Source organism: Herbiconiux liangxiaofengii (assembly GCF_041927335.1).
In the GTDB taxonomy this organism is placed as follows: domain Bacteria; phylum Actinomycetota; class Actinomycetes; order Actinomycetales; family Microbacteriaceae; genus Herbiconiux; species Herbiconiux liangxiaofengii.
Window position 1 is genome coordinate 11,906 of the sequence record NZ_JBHFHD010000001.1, and the last position, 19,554, is coordinate 31,459.

Below are 19,554 nucleotides of genomic sequence, written 5' to 3' on the forward strand. Positions count from 1 at the left end.
GGTGACGAGGGGTGCGGATGTCTACCATCGCATCCGTGCACTTCTTCTTCAGAACGCTCCTCGGCACGCTCACGGCCCGTTTTCGCTCGCCGCTCGGCATCTGGGATGTCGGCACGCGGCCGTTCCGCGTGCTGCCCACCGACCTCGACGTGCTGCGGCACATGAACAACGGGGTCTACCTGTCGATGCTCGACATCGCGCGGCTCGACCTGCTGCACCGGGCAGGGCTCTGGGGGCAGCTGCAGAAGCGCGGCTGGTACCCCGTGGTGGTGGCCGAGACCATCAGCTTCCGCCGGTCGCTCGAGCTGTGGCAGCGGTTCGAGGTGGAGACGCGGATGCTCGGGTTCGACGAGCGGGCGCTCTACCTCGAGCAGCGGTTCGTGGCCGTGGCCGGGGGTCGGCGCGAGGTCTATGCGCGGGCGTTCATCCGGGCGCGGTTGCTCAAGCGCTCGGGCGGCATCGTGACGGTGCCCGAGCTCGAGGCGCTGCCGGGCGTGGGGCAGGCTCCGGATGACGGCCGGATGCCGGAGTGGCTGGCCGGGTGGGGCGTCGACACCCAGCTGCCCTCGACGAAGGCGGCGGCGCCGAGCGAGTGGTGACGAGTCACGCCGAGGGGGTGGTGGGGGCGCGCCAGTAGCCGCTGAGGGCCACCTGCGCGGCCGGCAGCCCGAGGGTTCGCCGGAGGTGCTGGCGCAGGGGCACGAGCGCGTTCGCCTCGGCAGCGCCGAAGACGTAGGCCGCGTCGCCGAGCGGGCCGAGCCCGCGGAGCGCCGCGGCCAGCTGGCCCTCGCCGTACTCGCGGAACAGCCAGAGGATGTCGGCGCGAATCCGGAGCTCGTCTCTGAAGTAGCCGCTGACCGAGCGGTCGGCCACCTCGAGCAGCGCGGTGACCGCCACGTGGTCGGGGAGCAGTTCGAGCCAGCGGCCCACGGCGGGCAGGCCGGTCTCGTCGGCGAGGAGCACGACGGCCTCCGCATCCGCCGGCACGAGGCGGGAGGTGCTGGGGCCGCCGATGACGAGCTCGTGGCCGGGCGCGGCGGTGTCTGCCCAGGCGGAGGCGGGGCCGCCGTGGAGGGGCACCGGGGCGACGGTGCCGAGGTGACCCGAGGCGTCGGCCGGATGCGTGGCCGCCGCGTGCAGCACGAAATCGAGGTCGAGTTGCGCGGGGCCGGCGGAGGTGGCCGGCCGCAGGGCCCGGGGCGTGTAGTCGCGGGCGACGATCTCGCCCGGCGACGCAGCCGCGCCGGGCGGCTGTGGCAGGGCGATGCGCCCGGTGGCGTCGGGGAAGAACACCTTCACGTGGTCGTCGGGCCCCACGCTCTCGAAGCCGTCGAGCTCGGAGCCGGCGAGAGTGACCCGCACGAGCGCCGGCGCCAGCCGTTCCACCCGCTCGACCATGACCCGGCGGAGGGCCGGCGCGTGGCGCACGAGCGGGCGGTCGAAGCGGGCCACGTCAGGCGTCGTCTTCGAGTACGGCCATTGCGGCACTGTGGCCGCCGAGGCCCGAGACGGCGCCGCCCCGGCGCGATCCCGAGCCGCAGAGCAGCACGCGCGCGTGCGCCGTGGCCACGCCCCAGCGCTCGGCCGCGGTGGAGCGCGGGGCGTCGTCGGGCAGGAACGGCCAGCTCAGCCCGCCGTGGAAGATGTGGCCCCCTGGCATGTTCAGGGCGGCCTCGAGGTCGGCCGTGGTCTTGGTCTCGATGCAGGGGCGGCCGTGCGCATCGGTCAGCAGCAGCGGGGCGATCGGTTCGGCGAGCACGCTGTCGAGCGAGCGCAGCACGGCGGCCTCGAGCTCGTCGCGGCCGGCGGTCAGGCGGTGCGGGGTGTGCAGGGCGAAGACCGTGAGCGTCTGGGCTCCCGAGGCACGGAGCTCGGGCGAGAGGATGCTCGGGTCGGTGAGCGAGTGGCAGTAGATCTCGGCGGGCACCGGCTCGGGCACGCGGCCGGACTCCGCGTCGCGCACCGCGCGCTCGAGCTGCGACTCGAGCTCGTTGATGTGGAAGGTGCCGCCGAAGGCCGCCTCGGGCGCGACGGTGGTGTCGCGCAGGCGGGGGAGTCGGCGGAGGAGGAGGTTGACCTTGGTCTGGGCGCCCTCGGGGGCAGGGGCGGGGGCGCCTTCGGACCCGACGGTGCCGCCGGCCCTGAGGAGGTCGTCGAGGATCGCCGGCGCCACGTTCGCGAGCACCCGCCCGCCGCGCACGACGACGTGCTCACCCTCGGCCGTGCCGTAGGTGACCGTGCCGTCGGGCGCCACCGACACCACGTCGGCGCCGGTGCGCAGGTCGGCCCCGGCCTCGCGGGCGGCCCGTTCGAGCTCACCGGTGACCGCGCCCATGCCGCCCACCGGAACGTCCCAGTCGCCCGTGCCGCCGCCGACCACGTGGTAGAGGAAGCAGATGTTCTGCACGAGGGAGGGATCGTCGATCGAGGCGAAGGTGCCGATCAGCGCGTCGGTCGCCACGACGCCGCGCACCAGGTCGCTGGTGAAGCGCTCGCGGATGGCACGGCCGATCGGATGCTCGAACACCTCGCTCCAGAGGGCGTCGTCCCCGAGCATCCGGCGCAGCTCGCTCTCGGTGGGCAACGGGCCGGTGAGGGTGGGCCAGACGGCGGCGGCGACCCGGCCGAGGTCGGCCGTGAACGAGGCGAAGGCGTCGGCATCGGCGGCGGCGTCGACGGCGGCGAACGAGTCGCGGGTGGCCGCGGGGTCTTCGTTGTCGATGAGCAGACCGAGGTCGGTGCCCGGAAGCGGGGTGTACGAGGAGTAGCGACGGCGCAGCAGGGTGAGGTCGAGCCCGAGGTCGTCGATGATGCGCTGGGGCAGCAGGCTCACGAGGTAGGAGTAGCGCGAGAGCCGCGCATCCATGCCGTCGAAGGCATATGCCGACACGGCCGCGCCGCCGAGGGATGCCTGCCGTTCGAGTACGCACACCGAGCGGCCGGCTCGGGCCAGGTAGGCCGCCGCGACCAGTCCGTTGTGTCCTCCACCGACCACCACGACGTCGAAGTTCTGCACAGCCCGCATGCCCCGAGCCTAACGGCGGGCCCACGATCTAGTCTCGGAGCATGGCCGAGCTGAATCCCGCACCCTCCGAGCCCTCGACCGAGTCGTCGACCGAGCCGGAGCCCGTGCGAGCGGTCGAGCCCCCGGTCGACGAGGGCGACACCGCGGTGGTCGAGGCGCTGCCCGACGGGAGCGATGTGGGCGACGTCACGGGCGCCGACGCCGACGCCGAGCCCGCCGACGACGCGGAAGCCGGCGCCGACGACGAGCCCGGCAGCGACTCCACGGCGGAGCCCGTGCCGCTGGCGGAGGCCGCCGTGGCGCTGGCCCGGCGGTGGCTCGACGCGAGTGCCGGCGCGCCCGTGGAGGCATCCGCGGCGAGGCTGGCGGGGGTGCTGAAAGACCCAGACGGGCTCGCGTTCACGGTCGGCTTCGTCGACGGCGTCGCCCGGCCCGAAGACCTCACGGTGGCGGCCAAGAACCTCACCCGCCTCGCCAAGCGCGTGCCCCGCTTCCTGCCTGCCACGCTGCGGGCCGCGATCGCCGCCGGTGGCGCCGTGGGCGAGGCCGTTCCCGCCGCTGTGGTGCCCATCGCCCGGCGAGTGCTGCGTGCGATGGTCGGCCACCTCATCGTCGACGCCCGCCCCGCCAAGTTCGGCCCCGCGATCCAGAAGCTCCGCGCTCCCGGCGACGGCACCGTGCGGCTGAACATCAACCTGCTCGGCGAGGCGGTGCTCGGCGACCGCGAGGCGGCCAAGCGGCTGCAGGGCACGAAGGAGCTGCTGCAGCGGCCCGACGTCGACTACGTGTCGGTGAAGGTGTCGTCGGTGGTGGGGGAGCTCTCGCTGTGGGACTTCGACGACACCGTCGAACGCATCGCCCAGTCACTCATCCCGCTCTACCGCATCGCCGCCAAGAAGAGCCCCCTCGGCTTCGAGACCACTGCCGGCGCCGAGGCCCCGGCGCGCACGTTCATCAACCTCGACATGGAGGAGTACCGCGACCTCGACCTCACGATCGCGGTCTTCCAGCGCGTGCTCGACGAGCCCGCGTTCCTCGACATCGAGGCCGGCATCGTGCTGCAGGCCTACCTCCCCGACGCCCTCGGCGCCCTGCAGGGCCTGCACGCCTGGGCCGCCGAGCGTCGGTCGCGTGGCGGCGCCCCCATCAAGGTGCGCGTGGTGAAGGGCGCCAACCTCGCCCTCGAGCGCGTCGACGCCACCCTGCACGGCTGGCCGCTCGCCACCTACGACTCGAAGCAGCACACCGACACCAATTACAAGCGGATGCTCGACTGGGCTCTGCGCCCCGAACACACCGATGCCGTGCACATCGGCGTCGCGGGCCACAACCTGTTCGACCTCGCGTGGGCGTGGCTGCTGGCTGAGCGCCGCGGCGTCACCGACGCCATCGACGTCGAGATGCTGCTCGGCATGGCCACCGCCCAGGCGGAGGCCGTGCGCGCGACGGTCGGCTCACTGCTGCTCTACACGCCCGTCGTGGCCCCGGAGGAGTTCGACGTGGCCATCGGCTACCTCGTGCGCCGGCTCGAGGAGAACGCCTCCGACGAGAACTTCATGTCGTCGGTGTTCGACCTGGCCTCCGACGAGCGCGCCTTCGCGAAGGAGCGGGACCGCTTCCTCGCCTCGCTCGCCGACCTCGAACTCGAGCCCGACCTTGAGCCCGACGCGGATGCGGCCCCCGACTCCGAATCGGCCGCGCGCACCGCGGCCGTCAGCCCCGAGCCCCCGGCACCGAACCGCACCCAGAACCGCCTCACCGGTGACCTCGCACCCGCGTCGCCCGAGTTCCGCAACGCCGCCGACACCGACCCGTCGCTCGCAGCCAACCGCGCATGGGGTGCGCGCATCCTCTCGCTCGTGCGCGAATCCACCCTCGGCGTCGACACGCTCGAGCGGGCCGCCGTGGCCGACGAGCTCGAGCTCGACGCGCTCATCACCACCGCCATCGCGGCGGGCGAGCGCTGGGGGGCCTGGAGCGCCGCCGAGCGCGCCGGCTACGTGCGCCGTGCCGGCTATGCGCTCGAGGCCAACCGCGACCGCCTGATCGAGGTGATGGCCTCCGAGACCGGCAAGACCATCGATCAGGCCGACCCCGAGGTGAGCGAGGCCATCGATTTCGCCGCCTACTACGCGCACACCGCCCTCGAGCTCGACGCGGTCGACGGAGCCGTGTTCGTGCCCTCGCGGCTCACCGTGATCGCCCCGCCGTGGAACTTCCCGGTCGCCATCCCGGCCGGGGGAGTGCTCGCCGCGCTCGCCGCGGGCAGCGCCGTGATCATCAAGCCGGCCCCCCAGGCCCGGCGCTCGGCCGCCGTGATGGTGGAGGCTCTCTGGGAGTCGGGCATCCCGCGCGAACTGCTCATCCTGGTCGACATCGACGAGGGCGATCTCGGCCGTCAGCTGGTGTCGGATGCGCGGGTCGACCGGGTCATCCTCACCGGCGCCTACGACACCGCCGCGCTCTTCCGCTCCTGGCGTGCCGATCTGCCGCTCCTGGCCGAGACGAGCGGCAAGAACGCCATCGTCGTCACCCCCAGCGCCGATCTCGATCTCGCCGTGGCCGACGTGGTGACGAGCGCGTTCGGGCACGCGGGGCAGAAGTGCTCGGCGGCCGGCCTCGTCATCCTCGTGGGGTCGGTGGCGCGGTCGGAGCGCTTCCGTCGCCAGCTGGTCGACGCCGTGACCTCGCTGCACGTTGGCTACCCGCACGACCCGTCGAGCCAGGTGGGGCCGCTGATCGAACCGGCGTCGGGCGCGCTGCTCGAGGCGCTCACCACCCTCGGCGCGGGCGAGCAGTGGCTGGTGGAGCCCGCGAAGCTCGACTCGTCGGGCCGGCTCTGGTCGCCCGGGGTGAAGGAGGGGGTGCTGCCCGGAACGCCCTCGCACCTCACCGAGTACTTCGGACCGGTACTGGGCATCATGCACGCCACCACCCTGGAGCAGGCGATCGAGTTCCAGAACGCGGTCGACTACGGGCTCACCGCGGGCATCCATTCGCTCGATGGCGCCGAGATCGCGCACTGGCTCGCCAAGGTCGAGGCCGGAAACCTGTACGTCAACCGCGGCATCACCGGGGCGATCGTGCGGCGGCAGCCGTTCGGCGGCTGGAAGCGCTCGGCCGTGGGCGCCGGCGCGAAGGCCGGCGGTCCGAACTACCTGGTGCACCTCGGCGACTGGCAGAACGAGCCGGGCGAGTCGAGCGAGGGGCTCAACCTGGCCGGGCTCGACCCGCGCGTGGTGCGGCTGCTCGAGTCGTCGACCGCCGGTCTCGACTGGGCCGACTTCGACGCCGCTCGTCGAGGAGCGCGGAGCGACCAGCAGGCGCTCGACACGCTGTTCGCGCCGAGCGACGTGTCGCAGCTGGGGGTGGAACGCAACGTGCTGCGGTACCTGCCGGTTCCGGTGGCCATCCGACTGTCGGAGGGCCGTCCGCTGCAGCAGCTCGTGCGCGTTCTCGCGGCGGCCACGCTCGCCGGTTCGGTGGTGACGGTCAGTTCGGCCGTGAAGCTCCCTCGCCCCCTGCGCGTGCTGCTCAAGGAGCGCGGGGTGAAGGTCGTGATCGAGAAGGATGCGGCGTGGCTCGCCCGGGCCCCCCGGTTCGTCGGAGCCGTGTCGCGCATCCGGCTGATCGGGGGAGACGCGGGTGCTCTGGCGACGGCGCTCGAAGGGAGCCCCGAGGTCGCGGTGTACTCCGGCGAGGTGACCCGGGCCGGGCGCCTCGAGCTGCTGCCCTTCCTGCGCGAGCAGTCGATCAGCGCCACGAACCACCGCTTCGGCAACCCGAGCACCCTCCTCGACGACGTGCTCCCCTGACCTCCCGCCCACGGGCACGTGCGTCCGGGGTACCACCCCGTGGCCGAACACTCATCCCCCGGTACGACGCGCGATCCCGGGCCTGACTCCTACCGTCGCTTGGGGGCCGTACTCGGCCTCGCAACGAGCGAAGGAGATCCGGATGTCGGTTGTGTCTGTGGAGGTGGGAGCGTCGGGGCGACGCGCTCTGCCGTGGGTGGTGGGTGCGGCCGCCCTGGTCGCCGCGGTGGTGGCGGTTCCGCCCGTGGTGGCGGAGTGGTGGTCAGGAGGCCGGCTGGCCGTGGCGAGTCTGTCCGGCCACGTGTCGGCCGGGTTCGAGCAGTGGGTGCTGTCCGGCACGGCGGCGCCCGGCGCCGAGCTGGCCGACTCCGTGTCGTTCTGGGCGGTGTTCCATGTCGCCAAAGCGCTTCTCGCGCTGGGCCTCCTGGCTGCACTGATCGTGGCGGGGAGCAGGATCTGGTCGCGCGCGGCGCAGTCCCGCACGGCTCTCACGGCCTGGTCGTGGGCGCTGGCCGGAGTGCTGGGAGCGTGGATGCCCGTCGCGGCTCTCGTCGTGGCCATCGCGAACATCCAGGGCGCAGTGGCACCCCTGTCGTCCGTCCTGACCCTGATCCCGGCCGACACCACGCCCGGCGTGGAGCAGGTGCGGGCGGAACTCGCATCCGGCGCGTACAGCCCGGCCACCGCGGCCCTGGTCGAGGACTTCAGGATGTATCACCTCGCGCTGGTGATCACCCTGCTGGTCGTCATGGTGGGCCTGGTGGCGACGACGGTGGCTCTCTGGGTGCGCGGTGCGCGACTGCCCCGTGAGAGCGCGCGGATGCGACACGTGCTCGCTGCCGCGGGCATCCTGCTGCCGTTGCTGCTGCCGGTGTTCGGGCTGCTGCTGCTGGCCAATCTCTCCACCGTGGCCGACACCGCTCCGGCCCTGGCCGCCGTCTTCGACGGCAGCGGGTTCTGAGCCGCCGGGCACTCTCGCCCGCCGAGGGGCGCGGGAGGTCGGGTCAGGGGCGCGGGAGGCCGGGTCAGGGGCGCAGGCCAAGGGCCGCGGAGACCGCGGCGGCCGCCTGCGTCGGCGCCACGCCGAGTGCTGCGGCGCGGTCGGCGTAGGCGCGGGCCGCCTGCTGCAGCTGCTGCTCGACCGGTGAGCCGGTGGCCGCCACGAACGAGCCGAGCCGCCCGCGCGTCTCGATCAGCGCGTCGGCCTCGAGCTCTTTGTAGGCTCTGGCCACCGTGTTCACGGCGAGCCCGGTCTCGGCGGCGACGGCGCGCACCGTGGGCAGCCGGGCTCCGGCCGCCAGCTCACCGCTCACCACGGCGTCGCGGATGCGCGTTCGCAGCTGCTCGAACGGCGGCGCGCTCGACCCGGCGTCGACCTCGAGCGCGAAACCGAGGGCCGGCCCGGAGGTGTCGGCGGGCGGCATCCGTCACCGCCTGATCAGGTTGGAGAGCACGATGGCGCTGCGCGTGTGGTCGACGTTGGGGGCGATGCGCACACGCTCGAGGGCGTCTTCCAGGCTCGGGATGTCGCGCGAGCGGATGTGCACGATGGCGTCGGCGCTGCCGGTGACGGTGCCCGCGTCGACCACCTCGGGAACCCCGGAGAGGATGCGCTTGAGCTCGGCCGGCGCGACCGTGCCCCGGCAGAAGAGCTCCACGTAGGCCTCGGTGACCGTGCCGTCCAGCGCCGGGTTGAGCTGGATGGTGAAGCCCGTGATCACGTTGTCGGACACCAGGCGGTCGATGCGGCGTTTGACCGCCGAGGCCGACAGACCCACCACCTGGCCGATGTCGCCGTACCCGCTGCGGGAGTTGATCTTGAGCAGGTCGATGATGCGGTGGTCGAGGGCGTCCATGCGCCTCACCCTACGCGGTCATCTTGCGTCGATCGGGCTGCCACGCACGAATCAGGAGCTCTGCGCGGATGAGCCGCGGCTTCGTGCGTGGCCGGCGAAAGGGCGCCCGGGCTGAATGCAGCGCCGCATCCGGGCCCGCATGCCGTTCTGCGCGGGTAGAATCACCCTGAAAGCAGGTGATGGATGGCCACGGGTTCTGACACGAGCAGCCGCGTCGACAGCGCGTACGAATGGCTGCTGTCGGAGATCACGGGGTTCCGGCTGCGGTCGGGGTCGCCCCTGTCGGAGAACCGGCTCGCGACGCAGCTCGGCATCAGCCGCACCCCGGTGCGCGAGGCCCTCCAGCGGCTCGAGAAGGAGGGGCTCGTCAAGCGCACCGACAACGCGCGCTTCACGGTCTCGCAGCTCACCGCCACCGAGGTCAACGACGCCTGCGACCTGCTCGAGGTGCTCGACACCTACATCGCCCGCAAGGCCTCCTCGACCCTCACCGACGAGGGCGCCGCGGCTCTCAAGGGCTACGTCGACGACATGTACAAGGCTGCCGCGAACGACGACCGGGCCGGCTGGGCGCTGGCCGACCAGCTGTTCCACCGCAAGGCCAACGCGCTCGCCGGCAACGTGCTGGTGGCCGAGACCGTGCGCGAGACCAGGCGGCGTATCCAGCGGTTCTGGTTGCGCGCCGCCTCGCTGCAGAGCCGGCTGCTCTCGTGCGCCGAGGAGTACGACGAGCTCTACCGCGCCATCGAGGCGCACGACTACGCCGCCATCGAACCGGCCGTGAAGAAGCACATCGGCCACATGCGCGAACGCATGCTCGAGATGATCGCGGCCGCGGCCATCCTGCTCGGCGACGACTGAGCCCCCACCGGGAGCGCCCTGACCGGCCCTCATCTCCCGGCACCCGAACCGCGCGACGACGCGCACCGAGAGGCACCCATGGAGCTCACCGCCGCCGAGGAGTACGACGCCTTCGGCCCGTGGGTCGACGAGGTGACGGATGCGGGGCAGGTGCCCCGGCTGTTCCGCAGCCACTCGTTCGACCTGTCGGCGACGTCGATCGTGCTGAAGATCCCGCGCGACATCGTGCGCCGCGATGCGAACCCCTCGATGCACCTCTACGACGCGCTGGTGATCGTGGATGCGCGGCAGACCACCGTGCTCGAGCGGCAGGGTGCGACGTTCAGCACGCTGTCGGTGGCGCACGACTCGCTCGTGGCGATCACGAACTCCTCCGACCTGCTCGACGGCCGCTTCGAGCTCGTGGTCGACGACGGAGCCGCGGTGTCGCTGCGGTACAACGGCTCGTCGCAGCCGACCCTCGAGCGGCTGATGCGGGTGCTGCGCGAGCTCAGCCGCCCGGCGGGAGTCGCGCGGGCTGCTGCGCATCCGTTCCCCGTGGCGGGCTCGACCCGCGCACTCGACCGCGACGCGCAGGACTACGGATTGCTCAGCGAATGGGATGCCGTGCTCGCCCGCGAGCCCGGCCTCGCCCCGGGGTTCGACCGCGTGGTGGGCTACCGCAGCCGGGCGGTGGCCCCGATCGCGGGTGGGCTCACCAGGGCCCTGCACCGCGTGCGGCCGATGCGGTTGCAGGGCGCGATCGTGGGCGAGACCCCGGCTGAGGTGCATCTGGTGCACCGTCGGGCGTGGTTGCACCGCAGCTCGAAGGAGGACATCTCGATCGCGCACACGGTGATCCTGCGCGGGTCGGGCGCCGCGTACGAGATCACGGCGCATCCGGCCTACGAGGGGGTCGACGTCGTGCGCGTGCTGGCGGGTCGCGGGGCGGTCGAGCTGGCGATGCCCGCCGACGCGTCTACGCCGAACCGGGCGCGAGCAGACCGCTCTCGTACGCGACGATCACGAGCTGCGCCCGGTCGTGGGCGTACAGCTTCGTCATGATGCGGTTCACGTGCGTCTTGGCCGTGTGCGGCGAGATGACGAGCTCGTCGGCGATCTGCTGGTTCGAGTGGCCGCGGGCCACCAGCAGCAGCACCTCGCGCTCCCGCTCGGTGAGGTGCTCGAGCTGGGGCGGCACGGTCGCGGGGAGCCCGGGGGTGGGCGGTGACGGCGGCATCACGTAGCGGGTGATCAGGCTGCGGGTGGCCGTGGGCGAGAGCAGCGCGTCGCCGGCGTGCACGGCCCGCACGGCCCGGGCGATGTCGTCGGGCTCCGAACCCTTGCCGATGAAGCCGCTGGCTCCGGCCCGCAGCGCGGCCACGAGGTACTCGTCCTCCTCGAACGTGGTGAGGATGAGCACGCGGGTCTCGGCCAGCGCCGGGTCGGAGCAGATGACGGCCGTCGCCTCGATGCCGTCGAGCACGGGCATCCGGATGTCCATCAGCACGACGTCGGGCCGCAGCTGCTGGGCCAGCGTCACGGCCGCCGCGCCGTCGACGGCCTCGCCGAGCACGGTGACGCCGGGTGCGGACGAGAGGATGTCGGCGACCGCTTGGCGGATGAGCGACTGGTCGTCGACGACGAGCACGGTGGTCACGGGGTCTCCTCGGCGGGCTGGGGGATGGCGGCCTGCGGGCCGATGGGCAGCACCGCGAGCACCCGCCACCCTCCCGGCACCACCCCGGCCTCCACGGTGCCGCGCACCGAGGCCACCCGTTCCCGGATGCCGAGCAGGCCGTGCCCTGAGCCGAGCGCGGGCTCGCCGCCGACCGGGTTCGTCACCACCACGGTCGCAGCCTCATCGCCCACCTCGATCAGCACGTGCGCACGCTGCGCCACGCCATGCTTGTGCGCGTTCGTGAGCGCTTCCTGCACGACCCGGTAGGCCACCAGCCCGGCGGCGCCCGCCACCCGTGAGGGGTCGCCGTCGACCCGCACACTCACCGTCAGGCCGGCCTCCGCGAACTCCGCCACCAGTTCGTCGAGCCGGTCGAGCCCGGGCTGCGGGGCCTCGGCGCGGCGTTCGCCGTCGTCGGCCCGCAGCACCTCGAGCAGGTTCCCGATCTCCTGCAGCACGCTCCGCGACGCCCGCCGGATGGTGCCGAGCGCCTCCCTCGCCTTCTCCGGCCGCGACTCCAGGCTCGACGAGGCGACGCCCGCGTTCAGGCTGATCACCGAGATCTGGTGGGCCACCGCGTCGTGCAGGTCGCGGGCGATGCGCAGTCGTTCCTCGGCCACCCGACGGCTGGCCTCGGCCTCCCGCGTCTGCTCGGCGCGCTCCGCCCGTTCGGTGACCGCCACGATGTACTCCCGGCGCGACCGGGTCGCGTCGCCGGCCGCCGAGGCGAAGGCCACGGTGATGGCGTACTGCAGGGCCCGCGGGTCGAACACGCTGCTGATGGCGGCCAGGAGGCTGAGCAGCACCACGGCCACGACGGCACAGGCCGCGATGACGGCGGTCGTTCGCCGGTCGGAGCGGTTCGCGACCCCGAACATGGCGATGGCCACCGCGATGGCGACCCCGGGCGAGAGTGTTCCGACGAGGGATGCGGCGCCGTACACCACGAGGATCGCGGCGAGCACCGGCACCGGCCAGCGCCGCCGGAGGGGCAGCAGTACCGCCGGCGCGAGCACGAGAACCGTGGCCAGCACCCCTGTGGGCCGCAGCTGCGCCTCGGGGAACGGGGTGAACGCCGACCCCACCACCAGGAAGGCTGCCACGACGTCGCCCACCCAGGCCGGCGGATGGCGGTGCGGCAGACCGGTCGGCCGCATCCGCATCCGTTCGTCGTGCATGACTCCAGTGTGGCGGGCCGACGGCCGCCCGGAGTCACCCCCACGCGGCATCCGGATACCACGACCGCGGTACCCGAGGTGTCCCCGACGGGCTGACGCGCTGCGAGGCCAGGCCGACGAGCCTTGAAGAGCCCCGGAGACGCCGGGACGAAGTCGAGGAGAAACCCATGACGCCGATCATCTCGGTCAAAGACGTGCGCCGGTCGTACGGGCGCGGCCAGAACCGCTTCGAGGCCCTGAAGGGGGTGAGCTTCGACATCAACGAGGGCGAGAGCGTGGCGATCGTGGGCAAGAGCGGGTCGGGCAAGTCGACCCTGATGCACGTGCTCGCCCTGCTGGATGCGCCCAGCTCGGGCTCGGTGGAGCTCGAGGGCATCGACACGCGCGAGCTCAAGGGCCGGCGGCTCAACCGCACCCGCAACAAGACGTTCGGCTTCGTGTTCCAGCAGTTCTTCCTCACCGCGAACGCGTCGGTGCTCGAGAACGTCATCCTGCCGATGAAGATCGCGGGAGTGGGGCGCGGCGACCGCCGCCGTCGCGGGATGGCCGCCCTCGAGCAGCTCGAACTGGCCGACAAGGCCAAGAACAAGGCGGTGAACCTCTCGGGCGGGCAGAAGCAGCGCACCGTGATCGCGCGGGCGCTGGTGAACAACCCGCGCATCATCTTCGCCGACGAGCCAACGGGCAACCTCGACACCGCAACCGGGGCCGTGGTCGAGGACATCCTGTTCTCCCTCAACCGGGAGAGCGGAATCACGCTCATCGTGGTGACCCACGACGAGGAGCTCGCGGCCCGCTGCGACCGGCGCATCCTCATCCGGGACGGCCTGCTGGTCGACGAGACGCAGGCGGTGGCCGCATGAACACCGTCGACCTCATCGGCACCGCCGTCGCCAACACCTTCCGCTCGAAGACGCGCACCATCCTCACGATCCTCGCGATCTTCGTGGGGGCGTTCACGCTCACGCTCACCAACGGCCTCGGTACCGGCATCAACGCCTACATCGACGACACCGTCTCGGGAATCGGCGCCTCCGACACCATGACCGTCACCAAGACGGCCGAGAGCACCTCGGGTCTCGGCTCCGACTCGGGGCCGGCGGAGTACAACCCCGACTCGGTCGCCGACGCAGGAGCGGGCGCCCCGGGCCGCACGGTGGTGGCGCTCACGCCGGCCGACCTCGACACGCTCGGCAGCATCGACGGCGTGCTCGACGTGCAGGCCACCAAGTCGATCTCGGCCGACTACATCCAGGCCGGCGACGGCACGAAGTACGTGGTGAGCGTGGGCGGCCTCGTCGCCGGCCAGACGGTGAACCTGCTCGCGGGGGCCGAACCCGCGACCGATACCTCGGCCCTCGAGGTGGTGCTGCCCGCCTCGTACGTGCAGCCGCTCGGATTCGCCGACGATGCGGCCGCCGTGGGCGCATCCGTCTCGATCGCGGTGACCGACGCGCAGCGCACCCGGCACGTGATCCAGGCCACCGTCTCGGGCGTGGCCGAGGAGAGCATCGCCTCGCCGACCGGGGCCGCCATCGTGCCGAACGAAGCCCTCACCGACGAGCTCTACCAGACCCAGAACATCGGGGTCCCCGCCGACCAGGTTCAGCGCTACGCCCAGGCGACCGTGTGGTTCAGTCCGGATGCGACCGACCAGCAGATCACCGACCTCAAGGCGTCGCTGGCCGACGCCGGGTACACCGGCAGCACGGTGGCCGACCAGCTCGGCACCGTGAAGACCGTGATCGACGGGATCGTGCTGGTGCTGAACGCGTTCGCGGTGATCGCGCTGCTGGCCGCCAGCTTCGGCATCGTGAACACGCTGCTGATGAGCGTGCAGGAGCGCACCCGCGAGATCGGGCTGATGAAGGCGATGGGCATGGGCAGCGGCAAGGTGTTCGGGCTGTTCAGCCTCGAGGCGGCGTTCATCGGGTTCCTCGGCAGTGCGATCGGGGCGGTGATCGCGGTGCTGGCCGGAACCGGCATCAGCGCGGCGCTCTCGGGCTCGTTGCTGGCGAACCTGCCGGGGCTGAACCTGATCGCCTTCGACCCGCTGTCGATCGGCCTCGTGATCGTGGTGGTGATGGCGATCGCGTTCCTGGCGGGAACGCTGCCCGCAGCCCGGGCGGCCAAGGCCGACCCGGTCGAGTCCCTCCGCTACGAGTAGCCCCCTCCGGCGAGGGGTGGGGGTTACTGCGGTTCGGTGACGAAGTCGATGAGCTGCTCCACCCGGCCGAGCAGCACCGGCTCGAGGTCGGTGTAGGTCGAGACCCGGCTCAGGATGCGCTTCCAGGCTCGTGCGATGTCGGCCTGCTCGGCGTGCGGCCAGCCGAACGCCTCGCAGATGCCGTGCTTCCACTCGATCGAGCGCGGCACCGTGGGCCAGGCCCGGATGCCGAGCGCCTTGGGGGTCACCGCCTGCCAGATGTCGACGAACGGATGCCCCACCACCAGCACGTGCGCCCCGAACGGACCGCGCTCCACGGCCTGGGCGATGCGGCTCTCCTTCGACCCGGCCACGAGATGGTCGACCAGCACCCCGATGCGGCGCTCGCGGGTCGGCGCGAACTCGCGCACGATCGCGTCGAGGTCGTCGACGCCCTCGAGGTACTCCACCACCACACCCTCGGCGCGCAGATCGTCGCCCCACACCTTCTCCACCAGCTCGGCGTCGTGCCGGCCCTCCACGTAGATACGGCTCGGGCGCGCGACACGGGCGCGCTCCTGGGGGGCGGCGATGCTGCCCGACGCGGTGCGCTTGGGCCCCGAGGCGGCAGCCACCGGATGGACGAGCTCGACGGCCCGGCCCTCCAGCAGGAACCCGGCTCCCAACGGGAACACGCGCCGCTTTCCGTGCCGGTCTTCGAGTTCGACCGTCTTCCCCTCGACGCTCACCACGCTGCCGCAGAAGTCGCTCGCCACCTCCTCCACCACGAGGTCGAAGGTCGCCTGCACCTTCGGCAGCTGCACCGGTGCGGCGCGGCGCTTGTAGTCGGCCAGGACGTCGGAGCCGTAGCGATCGTAGTCAGCGGGCATCGGCCTGGTCTCAGCCCTGCTCGCGCTTTCGGAGGGCGACGACGACCTCGTCGAGGAAGTCGTCGACGTGGTTCTGGTCGTAGCCGGTGCGGAACTTCGTCTGGGCGAAGCGAGCCTTCACCACGTCGTCGGCGGTGAGGGTGGGCCGCTGCGATCCGCCCCGCTCATAGGCGGCGAGCGTCGCCGTCGCGCGAGCGAGCAGGTCGTCGACCTGGTCCATGTCGTAGCCCTCGCGCCACTTCGTGGTGCCGAACTTCTTCGCGGTGATGTCTTCGGCGCGCATGCCGCCCCTTTCGTCCGCGTCGATCCTCGCACGCGCTTTAGACTGGCGGCGCCAGGCGCGGCCGGGCCGTTCGCCGCTGCACCAGGAAGGCCCACCCATGACCGACCCCGTCACCGTTCCCGTCTCGATCGTGGCCATCGGCGAGTCGCTCGTCGACGTGGTGGAGCCCGCGATGCCCTCGGCCGACGGCGCCCCCGCATCCGAGCACCCGGGCGGCTCGCCGATGAACATCGCCTTGGGCCTCGCGCGGCTGGGCCGGCCGGTGACCCTCGTCACCGAGATCGGCACGGACGCCCGGGGTGACGCCATCGCCGAGCACCTCCGTTCGGCCGGGGTCGAGCTCGCCCCCGGCTCGGTGCGCGACGAGCCCACGTCGTCGGCGACCGCCCGCCTGCGGGCCGACGGTTCGGCCGACTACGTCTTCGACCTGCGCTGGTCGCTTCCCGCCGGGCTGTCGGTGGCCGACCCGGCGCTGGCCTCGGCCGGGATCGTGCACGTCGGGTCGATCGGCGCGTTCCTCGAGCCGGGGGCGTCGGAGCTGGCATCGCTGCTGGCGGCGCTCGCCGGGTCGGAGCATCCGCCGCTCATCACACTCGACCCGAACGTGCGGCCCTCGATCGTGCCCGATCACGCCGCGGTGCTGGCGCGCTTCGAGCAGCTCGCGGCCCTGGCCACGGTGGTGAAGCTCAGCGACGAGGACGCGGAGTGGCTGTACCCGGCGGGTGATGGGGCTGCCGGTGCCGACGCCGCTCCTGGTGCTGGCGCCCTCGATCGGGTGGCCGACCGCATCCTGGCGCTCGGGCCCGCGCTCGTGGCGGTCACCAGGGGCGGGGCGGGCGCACTGCTGGCGACCGCGGCCGACCGGCGAGACGTCTCCGGGATCACGGTGGAGGTCGCCGACACCATCGGCGCCGGCGACTCGTTCATGAGCGCGCTGATCGACCAGCTGGCCGGCCTCGTCGACCAGGGCGTTCCCGTGGACTCGCTCCGCGACGGCCACGCCTTCGACTCCACGCGCCTCGGCCTGATCGGCGACTTCGCGGTGCGCTGCGCCACCATCACGGTGTCGCGCCCGGGCGCCAACCCGCCCACCCGCGACGAGATCGCCGACTGACGGGAACGGTTCGGTTCACAACGGAGGAGAATCGCCACGCTGAGGTCTATATAGCCTCAACGGTTCGATTCTCCTCCGCTCTGAACGGGCCACCCGGCGAGCCGGGCGCCGGCGGCGACGAGCCAGCGCCGGGGGTCGGCGATCGAGGCGGCGGTGCTGCCCGCCAGCTCGGGCACGAGGGCGAGCGACGCCGCGAATCCGGCCGGATGCGCCTCGACCGTGCCGGCCACGAGCGCGACCGGCACGCCCGCGCGGGCGGCGAGATCGCGCACGTGGGCCGGAACCTTGCCGCCCTCGGACTGGCCGTCGAAGCGTCCCTCGCCGGTGATCACCAGGTCGGCGCCCGCGATCGCCTCCGCCAACCGCAGCTCGCGCGCCACGGCGGCAGCCCCGTTCTCGAGCCGCGCACCCCACACGAGCAGCCCGAACCCGGCACCGCCCGCGGCCCCCGCGCCGGCTCCGGTCGGTGACGGCACCCCGCGCGTCGCATCGGGCCCGCCCGTCGCGGCCTGCGCGACCAGGCCGGCGAAGCGGCCGAGTGAGCGGTCGGCGGCCATCACGTCGGCGGTCGTGAGCCCCTTCTGCGGCCCGAAGACCGCGGCCGCCCCGGTGGCACCGAGCAGCGGGTTCGTCACGTCGGTGAGCACGAGCGTTCCGCCGCGCGGCTGCGGCCGCAGGCCCGTGAGGTCGACCTCCGCGAGGGAGGCGAGGCCGCCGGCCCCGGCCGCGATCGGGGTGCCGCCGGCATCCGTCAGCCTGGCACCGAGCTCGGTGAGGAGGCCGGCACCGCCGTCGGTCGAGGCGCTGCCGCCGATGGCGAGCACCAGGCGGTCGACCCCGGCGTCGAGGGCGGCCACGATCGCCTGCCCGAAGCCGCGGGTGTGCGCGGTGAGCGGCAGCTGAGCCGCGAGCAGCTCGATGCCGCTGGTCGAGGCGAGTTCGACGACACCGGTACGGATGCCGGCATCGGTGAGCAGCAGCCAGTCGGCGGTCACCGGCCGGTCGTCGGGACCGAGCACGACGACCGGCCTCCGCTCGGCCGCGGGGTGCGCCGTCGCGATCGCCTCGAGGGTGCCCTCGCCGCCGTCGGCCATCGGGAGCAGCACCAGGTCGTCGTCGGCCCGCACCGACAGCCACCCCTCGGCCAGCGCGCGGGCCACCTCGCCCGCGCGCGCCGACCCCTTGAACGAATCGGGCGCCACGACGACTCGCATCCGCCTGCCGCCCGCGGCACCCGACTGGCCGGGCATCAGCCGTCGATGCCCGTTGAGGCCTCCGACGACGTCACCGGCTTCGCTGCCGCCTTGCGTACCGGGCGCTTCGGGGCCGCCGCATCCGCGACGCCCGCGTCCGCGGGGGCCGGGCTGCCCGCCGTGGCCGCGCCCGCGCCGCTCTTCGAGGCCCCACCCGCCGCGCCCGCGCCGCGCCCCCGCGCGGCCCGCGCCCGTGCCGGTGCCGCCGAGGCCGCCGCCACCGCGCCCGCCGACACCGCCCTCGGCGCCAACCGTTCCAGCTGCGTCACGTGCCCCGGGTTCAGCTCCTCCAGCGAGTTCACGCCGAGCAGTCGCATCGTGCGCGTGATCTGCTCGCCCAGGATGCCGATCATCCGGTCGACGCCCTCGCGCCCGCCGGCCATCAGGCCGTAGAGGTAGGCGCGCCCCACGAGCGTGAACCGCGCGCCGAGCGCTACCGAGGCCACGATGTCGGCGCCCGACATGATGCCCGTGTCGAGGTGCACCTCGTACTCCGAACCGAACTCGCGCGCGACATCCGGAAGCAGGTGGAACGGGATCGGCGCCCGGTCGAGCTGCCGCCCGCCATGGTTCGAGAGCGTGATGCCGTCGACGCCGAGCTCGGCCAGCCGCCGCGCGTCGTCGAGGCTCTGCACACCCTTCACGACGACCTTGCCCGGCCACTGCGCCTTGATCCACTCGAGATCGTCGAACGTCACCGAGGGGTCGAACATCGAGTCGAGCAGCTCGCCCACGGTGCCCGACCAGCGGTCGAGCGAGGCGAACGAGAGCGGTTCGGTGGTGAGGAAGTTGATCCACCACTCCGGCCGCGGAACGGCGTTCAGCACGGTGCCGACCGTGAGCTGCGGCGGAATCGAGAAGCCGTTGCGCTTGTCGCGCAGCCGGGCGCCCGCGACGGGCACGTCGACCGTCACGAGCAGCGTGTCGAAGCCGGCCGCCGCCGCGCGCTCCACGAGCGCCATCGAGCGCGCCCGGTCCTTCCACATGTAGAGCTGGAACCAGTTGCGCCCGTCGGGGTTGGCCTTCTTCACGTCCTCGATGGCGGTGGTGCCCATCGTCGACAGCGAGAACGGGATGCCCGCAGCCCCCGCCGCACCGGCCCCCGCGATCTCGCCCTCGGTCTGCATCATGCGCGTGAACCCGGTGGGCGCGATGCCGAACGGCAGAGCCACGGGGGCGCCGAGAACGTCCCAGCCCGTGGTCACCGCCCCGACGTCGCGCAGGATGGCCGGGTTGAACTGGATGTCCTGGAACGCCTGCCGCGCCCGCCGCAGGCTGATCTCGGCCTCGGCGGCACCCTCGGTGTAGTCGAAGGCGGCCTTCGGGGTGCGCCTCTTCGCGATCGCCCGCAGGTCGTCGATGGTGAGCGCGGCGTTCAGCCGGCGCCTCTTCGCCTGCAGGTCGGGCGCCTTGAAGCGCATCAGCGGCGCGAGATCGCGCACCTTGGGTATGCGGCGCTGAACCATGGTTCTC

Annotated in this window: 16 protein-coding genes and 3 pseudogenes; 8 read left to right on the plus strand and 11 right to left on the minus strand. The window is 72.7% G+C overall.

The features are described from left to right. The first annotated feature begins 17 nt into the window (after window positions 1-17). Window positions 18-599 carry an acyl-CoA thioesterase gene (locus ACEXOR_RS00075; RefSeq protein ID WP_374847294.1) on the plus strand — a complete coding sequence of 194 codons (582 nt, stop codon included), beginning with the start codon at window positions 18-20 and terminating at the stop codon, window positions 597-599. A 4-nt stretch (window positions 600-603) separates the two neighbouring features. Here the strand turns inward: ACEXOR_RS00075 and ACEXOR_RS00080 are convergent, their stop codons facing one another. Beyond that, window positions 604-1,452, minus strand: a complete 849-nt coding sequence (locus ACEXOR_RS00080) for a siderophore-interacting protein (RefSeq protein ID WP_374847295.1) — start codon at window positions 1,450-1,452, stop codon at window positions 604-606. A 1-nt stretch (window position 1,453) separates the two neighbouring features. Beyond that, window positions 1,454-3,025: a phytoene desaturase family protein gene (locus ACEXOR_RS00085; RefSeq protein WP_374847296.1), complete on the minus strand. Its 1,572-nt coding sequence runs from the start codon at window positions 3,023-3,025 to the stop codon at window positions 1,454-1,456. Between the two features lie 41 nt (window positions 3,026-3,066). Here ACEXOR_RS00085 and ACEXOR_RS00090 point away from each other — a divergent pair, with 41 nt between their 5' ends. Beyond that, a complete protein-coding gene (locus tag ACEXOR_RS00090) occupies window positions 3,067-6,840 on the plus strand; it encodes a proline dehydrogenase family protein (protein ID WP_374847297.1) in 3,774 nt (1,257 codons plus the stop codon). A gap of 142 nt (window positions 6,841-6,982) precedes the next feature. After that, on the plus strand, window positions 6,983-7,801 hold the full coding sequence (locus ACEXOR_RS00095; protein WP_374847298.1) for a hypothetical protein: 819 nt from the start codon (window positions 6,983-6,985) through the stop codon (window positions 7,799-7,801). Window positions 7,802-7,865: 64 nt separating this feature from the next. Here the strand turns inward: ACEXOR_RS00095 and ACEXOR_RS00100 are convergent, their stop codons facing one another. Together ACEXOR_RS00100 and ACEXOR_RS00105 are read right to left on the minus strand one after the other, a co-directional pair. Next, entirely contained in the window at window positions 7,866-8,264 is a 399-nt protein-coding gene (locus tag ACEXOR_RS00100; RefSeq protein ID WP_374847299.1) for a GntR family transcriptional regulator, read from the minus strand. 3 nt (window positions 8,265-8,267) lie between these two features. Further along, window positions 8,268-8,696, minus strand: a complete 429-nt coding sequence (locus ACEXOR_RS00105; protein ID WP_374847300.1) for an Lrp/AsnC family transcriptional regulator — start codon at window positions 8,694-8,696, stop codon at window positions 8,268-8,270. A 183-nt stretch (window positions 8,697-8,879) separates the two neighbouring features. Between ACEXOR_RS00105 and ACEXOR_RS00110 the strand changes: the two genes are divergently transcribed. Further along, window positions 8,880-9,557 carry a GntR family transcriptional regulator gene (locus ACEXOR_RS00110; protein ID WP_374847301.1) on the plus strand — a complete coding sequence of 226 codons (678 nt, stop codon included), beginning with the start codon at window positions 8,880-8,882 and terminating at the stop codon, window positions 9,555-9,557. 78 nt (window positions 9,558-9,635) lie between these two features. Further along, window positions 9,636-10,601 carry a hypothetical protein gene (locus tag ACEXOR_RS00115; protein ID WP_374847302.1) on the plus strand — a complete coding sequence of 322 codons (966 nt, stop codon included), beginning with the start codon at window positions 9,636-9,638 and terminating at the stop codon, window positions 10,599-10,601. Here the strand turns inward: ACEXOR_RS00115 and ACEXOR_RS00120 are convergent. Both ACEXOR_RS00120 and ACEXOR_RS00125 read right to left on the minus strand, forming a co-directional pair. After that, window positions 10,516-11,196 carry a response regulator gene (locus ACEXOR_RS00120; protein ID WP_374847303.1) on the minus strand — a complete coding sequence of 227 codons (681 nt, stop codon included), beginning with the start codon at window positions 11,194-11,196 and terminating at the stop codon, window positions 10,516-10,518. The two genes, ACEXOR_RS00115 and ACEXOR_RS00120, sit on opposite strands and share 86 nt — an antisense overlap. Beyond that, window positions 11,193-12,395 carry a sensor histidine kinase gene (locus ACEXOR_RS00125; protein ID WP_374847304.1) on the minus strand — a complete coding sequence of 401 codons (1,203 nt, stop codon included), beginning with the start codon at window positions 12,393-12,395 and terminating at the stop codon, window positions 11,193-11,195. Before ACEXOR_RS00125 ends, ACEXOR_RS00120 begins: the two co-directional genes overlap by 4 nt. 167 nt (window positions 12,396-12,562) lie before the next feature. On the opposite strand from ACEXOR_RS00125, the gene ACEXOR_RS00130 reads away from it, so the two are divergent. Then, window positions 12,563-13,258 (plus strand): ABC transporter ATP-binding protein, encoded by a 696-nt coding sequence (locus ACEXOR_RS00130; RefSeq protein ID WP_374847305.1) that lies wholly within the window; start codon window positions 12,563-12,565, stop codon window positions 13,256-13,258. After that, window positions 13,255-14,562: an ABC transporter permease gene (locus ACEXOR_RS00135; protein ID WP_374847306.1), complete on the plus strand. Its 1,308-nt coding sequence runs from the start codon at window positions 13,255-13,257 to the stop codon at window positions 14,560-14,562. Before ACEXOR_RS00130 ends, ACEXOR_RS00135 begins: the two co-directional genes overlap by 4 nt. A 23-nt stretch (window positions 14,563-14,585) precedes the next feature. On the opposite strand, the gene ACEXOR_RS00140 is transcribed toward ACEXOR_RS00135, so the two are convergent. The 3 genes and pseudogenes from ACEXOR_RS00140 to ACEXOR_RS00150 all read right to left on the minus strand — a co-directional run. Then, window positions 14,586-15,431 carry a DUF3097 domain-containing protein gene (locus ACEXOR_RS00140; RefSeq protein WP_374847307.1) on the minus strand — a complete coding sequence of 282 codons (846 nt, stop codon included), beginning with the start codon at window positions 15,429-15,431 and terminating at the stop codon, window positions 14,586-14,588. 16 nt (window positions 15,432-15,447) lie between these two features. Next, window positions 15,448-15,555, minus strand: a pseudogene (locus tag ACEXOR_RS00145) (DivIVA domain-containing protein); the annotation flags it as partial. 63 nt (window positions 15,556-15,618) lie between these two features. After that, window positions 15,619-15,852, minus strand: a pseudogene (locus ACEXOR_RS00150) (DivIVA domain-containing protein); the annotation flags it as partial. On the opposite strand from ACEXOR_RS00150, the gene ACEXOR_RS00155 reads away from it, so the two are divergent. After that, entirely contained in the window at window positions 15,812-16,828 is a 1,017-nt protein-coding gene (locus ACEXOR_RS00155; protein WP_374847309.1) for a PfkB family carbohydrate kinase, read from the plus strand. The pseudogene ACEXOR_RS00150 and the gene ACEXOR_RS00155 overlap by 41 nt on opposite strands. A 56-nt stretch (window positions 16,829-16,884) precedes the next feature. Here the strand turns inward: ACEXOR_RS00155 and ACEXOR_RS00160 are convergent, their stop codons facing one another. After that, window positions 16,885-18,078, minus strand: a complete 1,194-nt coding sequence (locus ACEXOR_RS00160; protein ID WP_374847310.1) for a glycerate kinase — start codon at window positions 18,076-18,078, stop codon at window positions 16,885-16,887. Between the two features lie 224 nt (window positions 18,079-18,302). Further along, window positions 18,303-19,547: pseudogene (locus tag ACEXOR_RS00165) on the minus strand (alpha-hydroxy acid oxidase); the annotation flags it as partial. Window positions 19,548-19,554 lie beyond the last annotated feature (7 nt).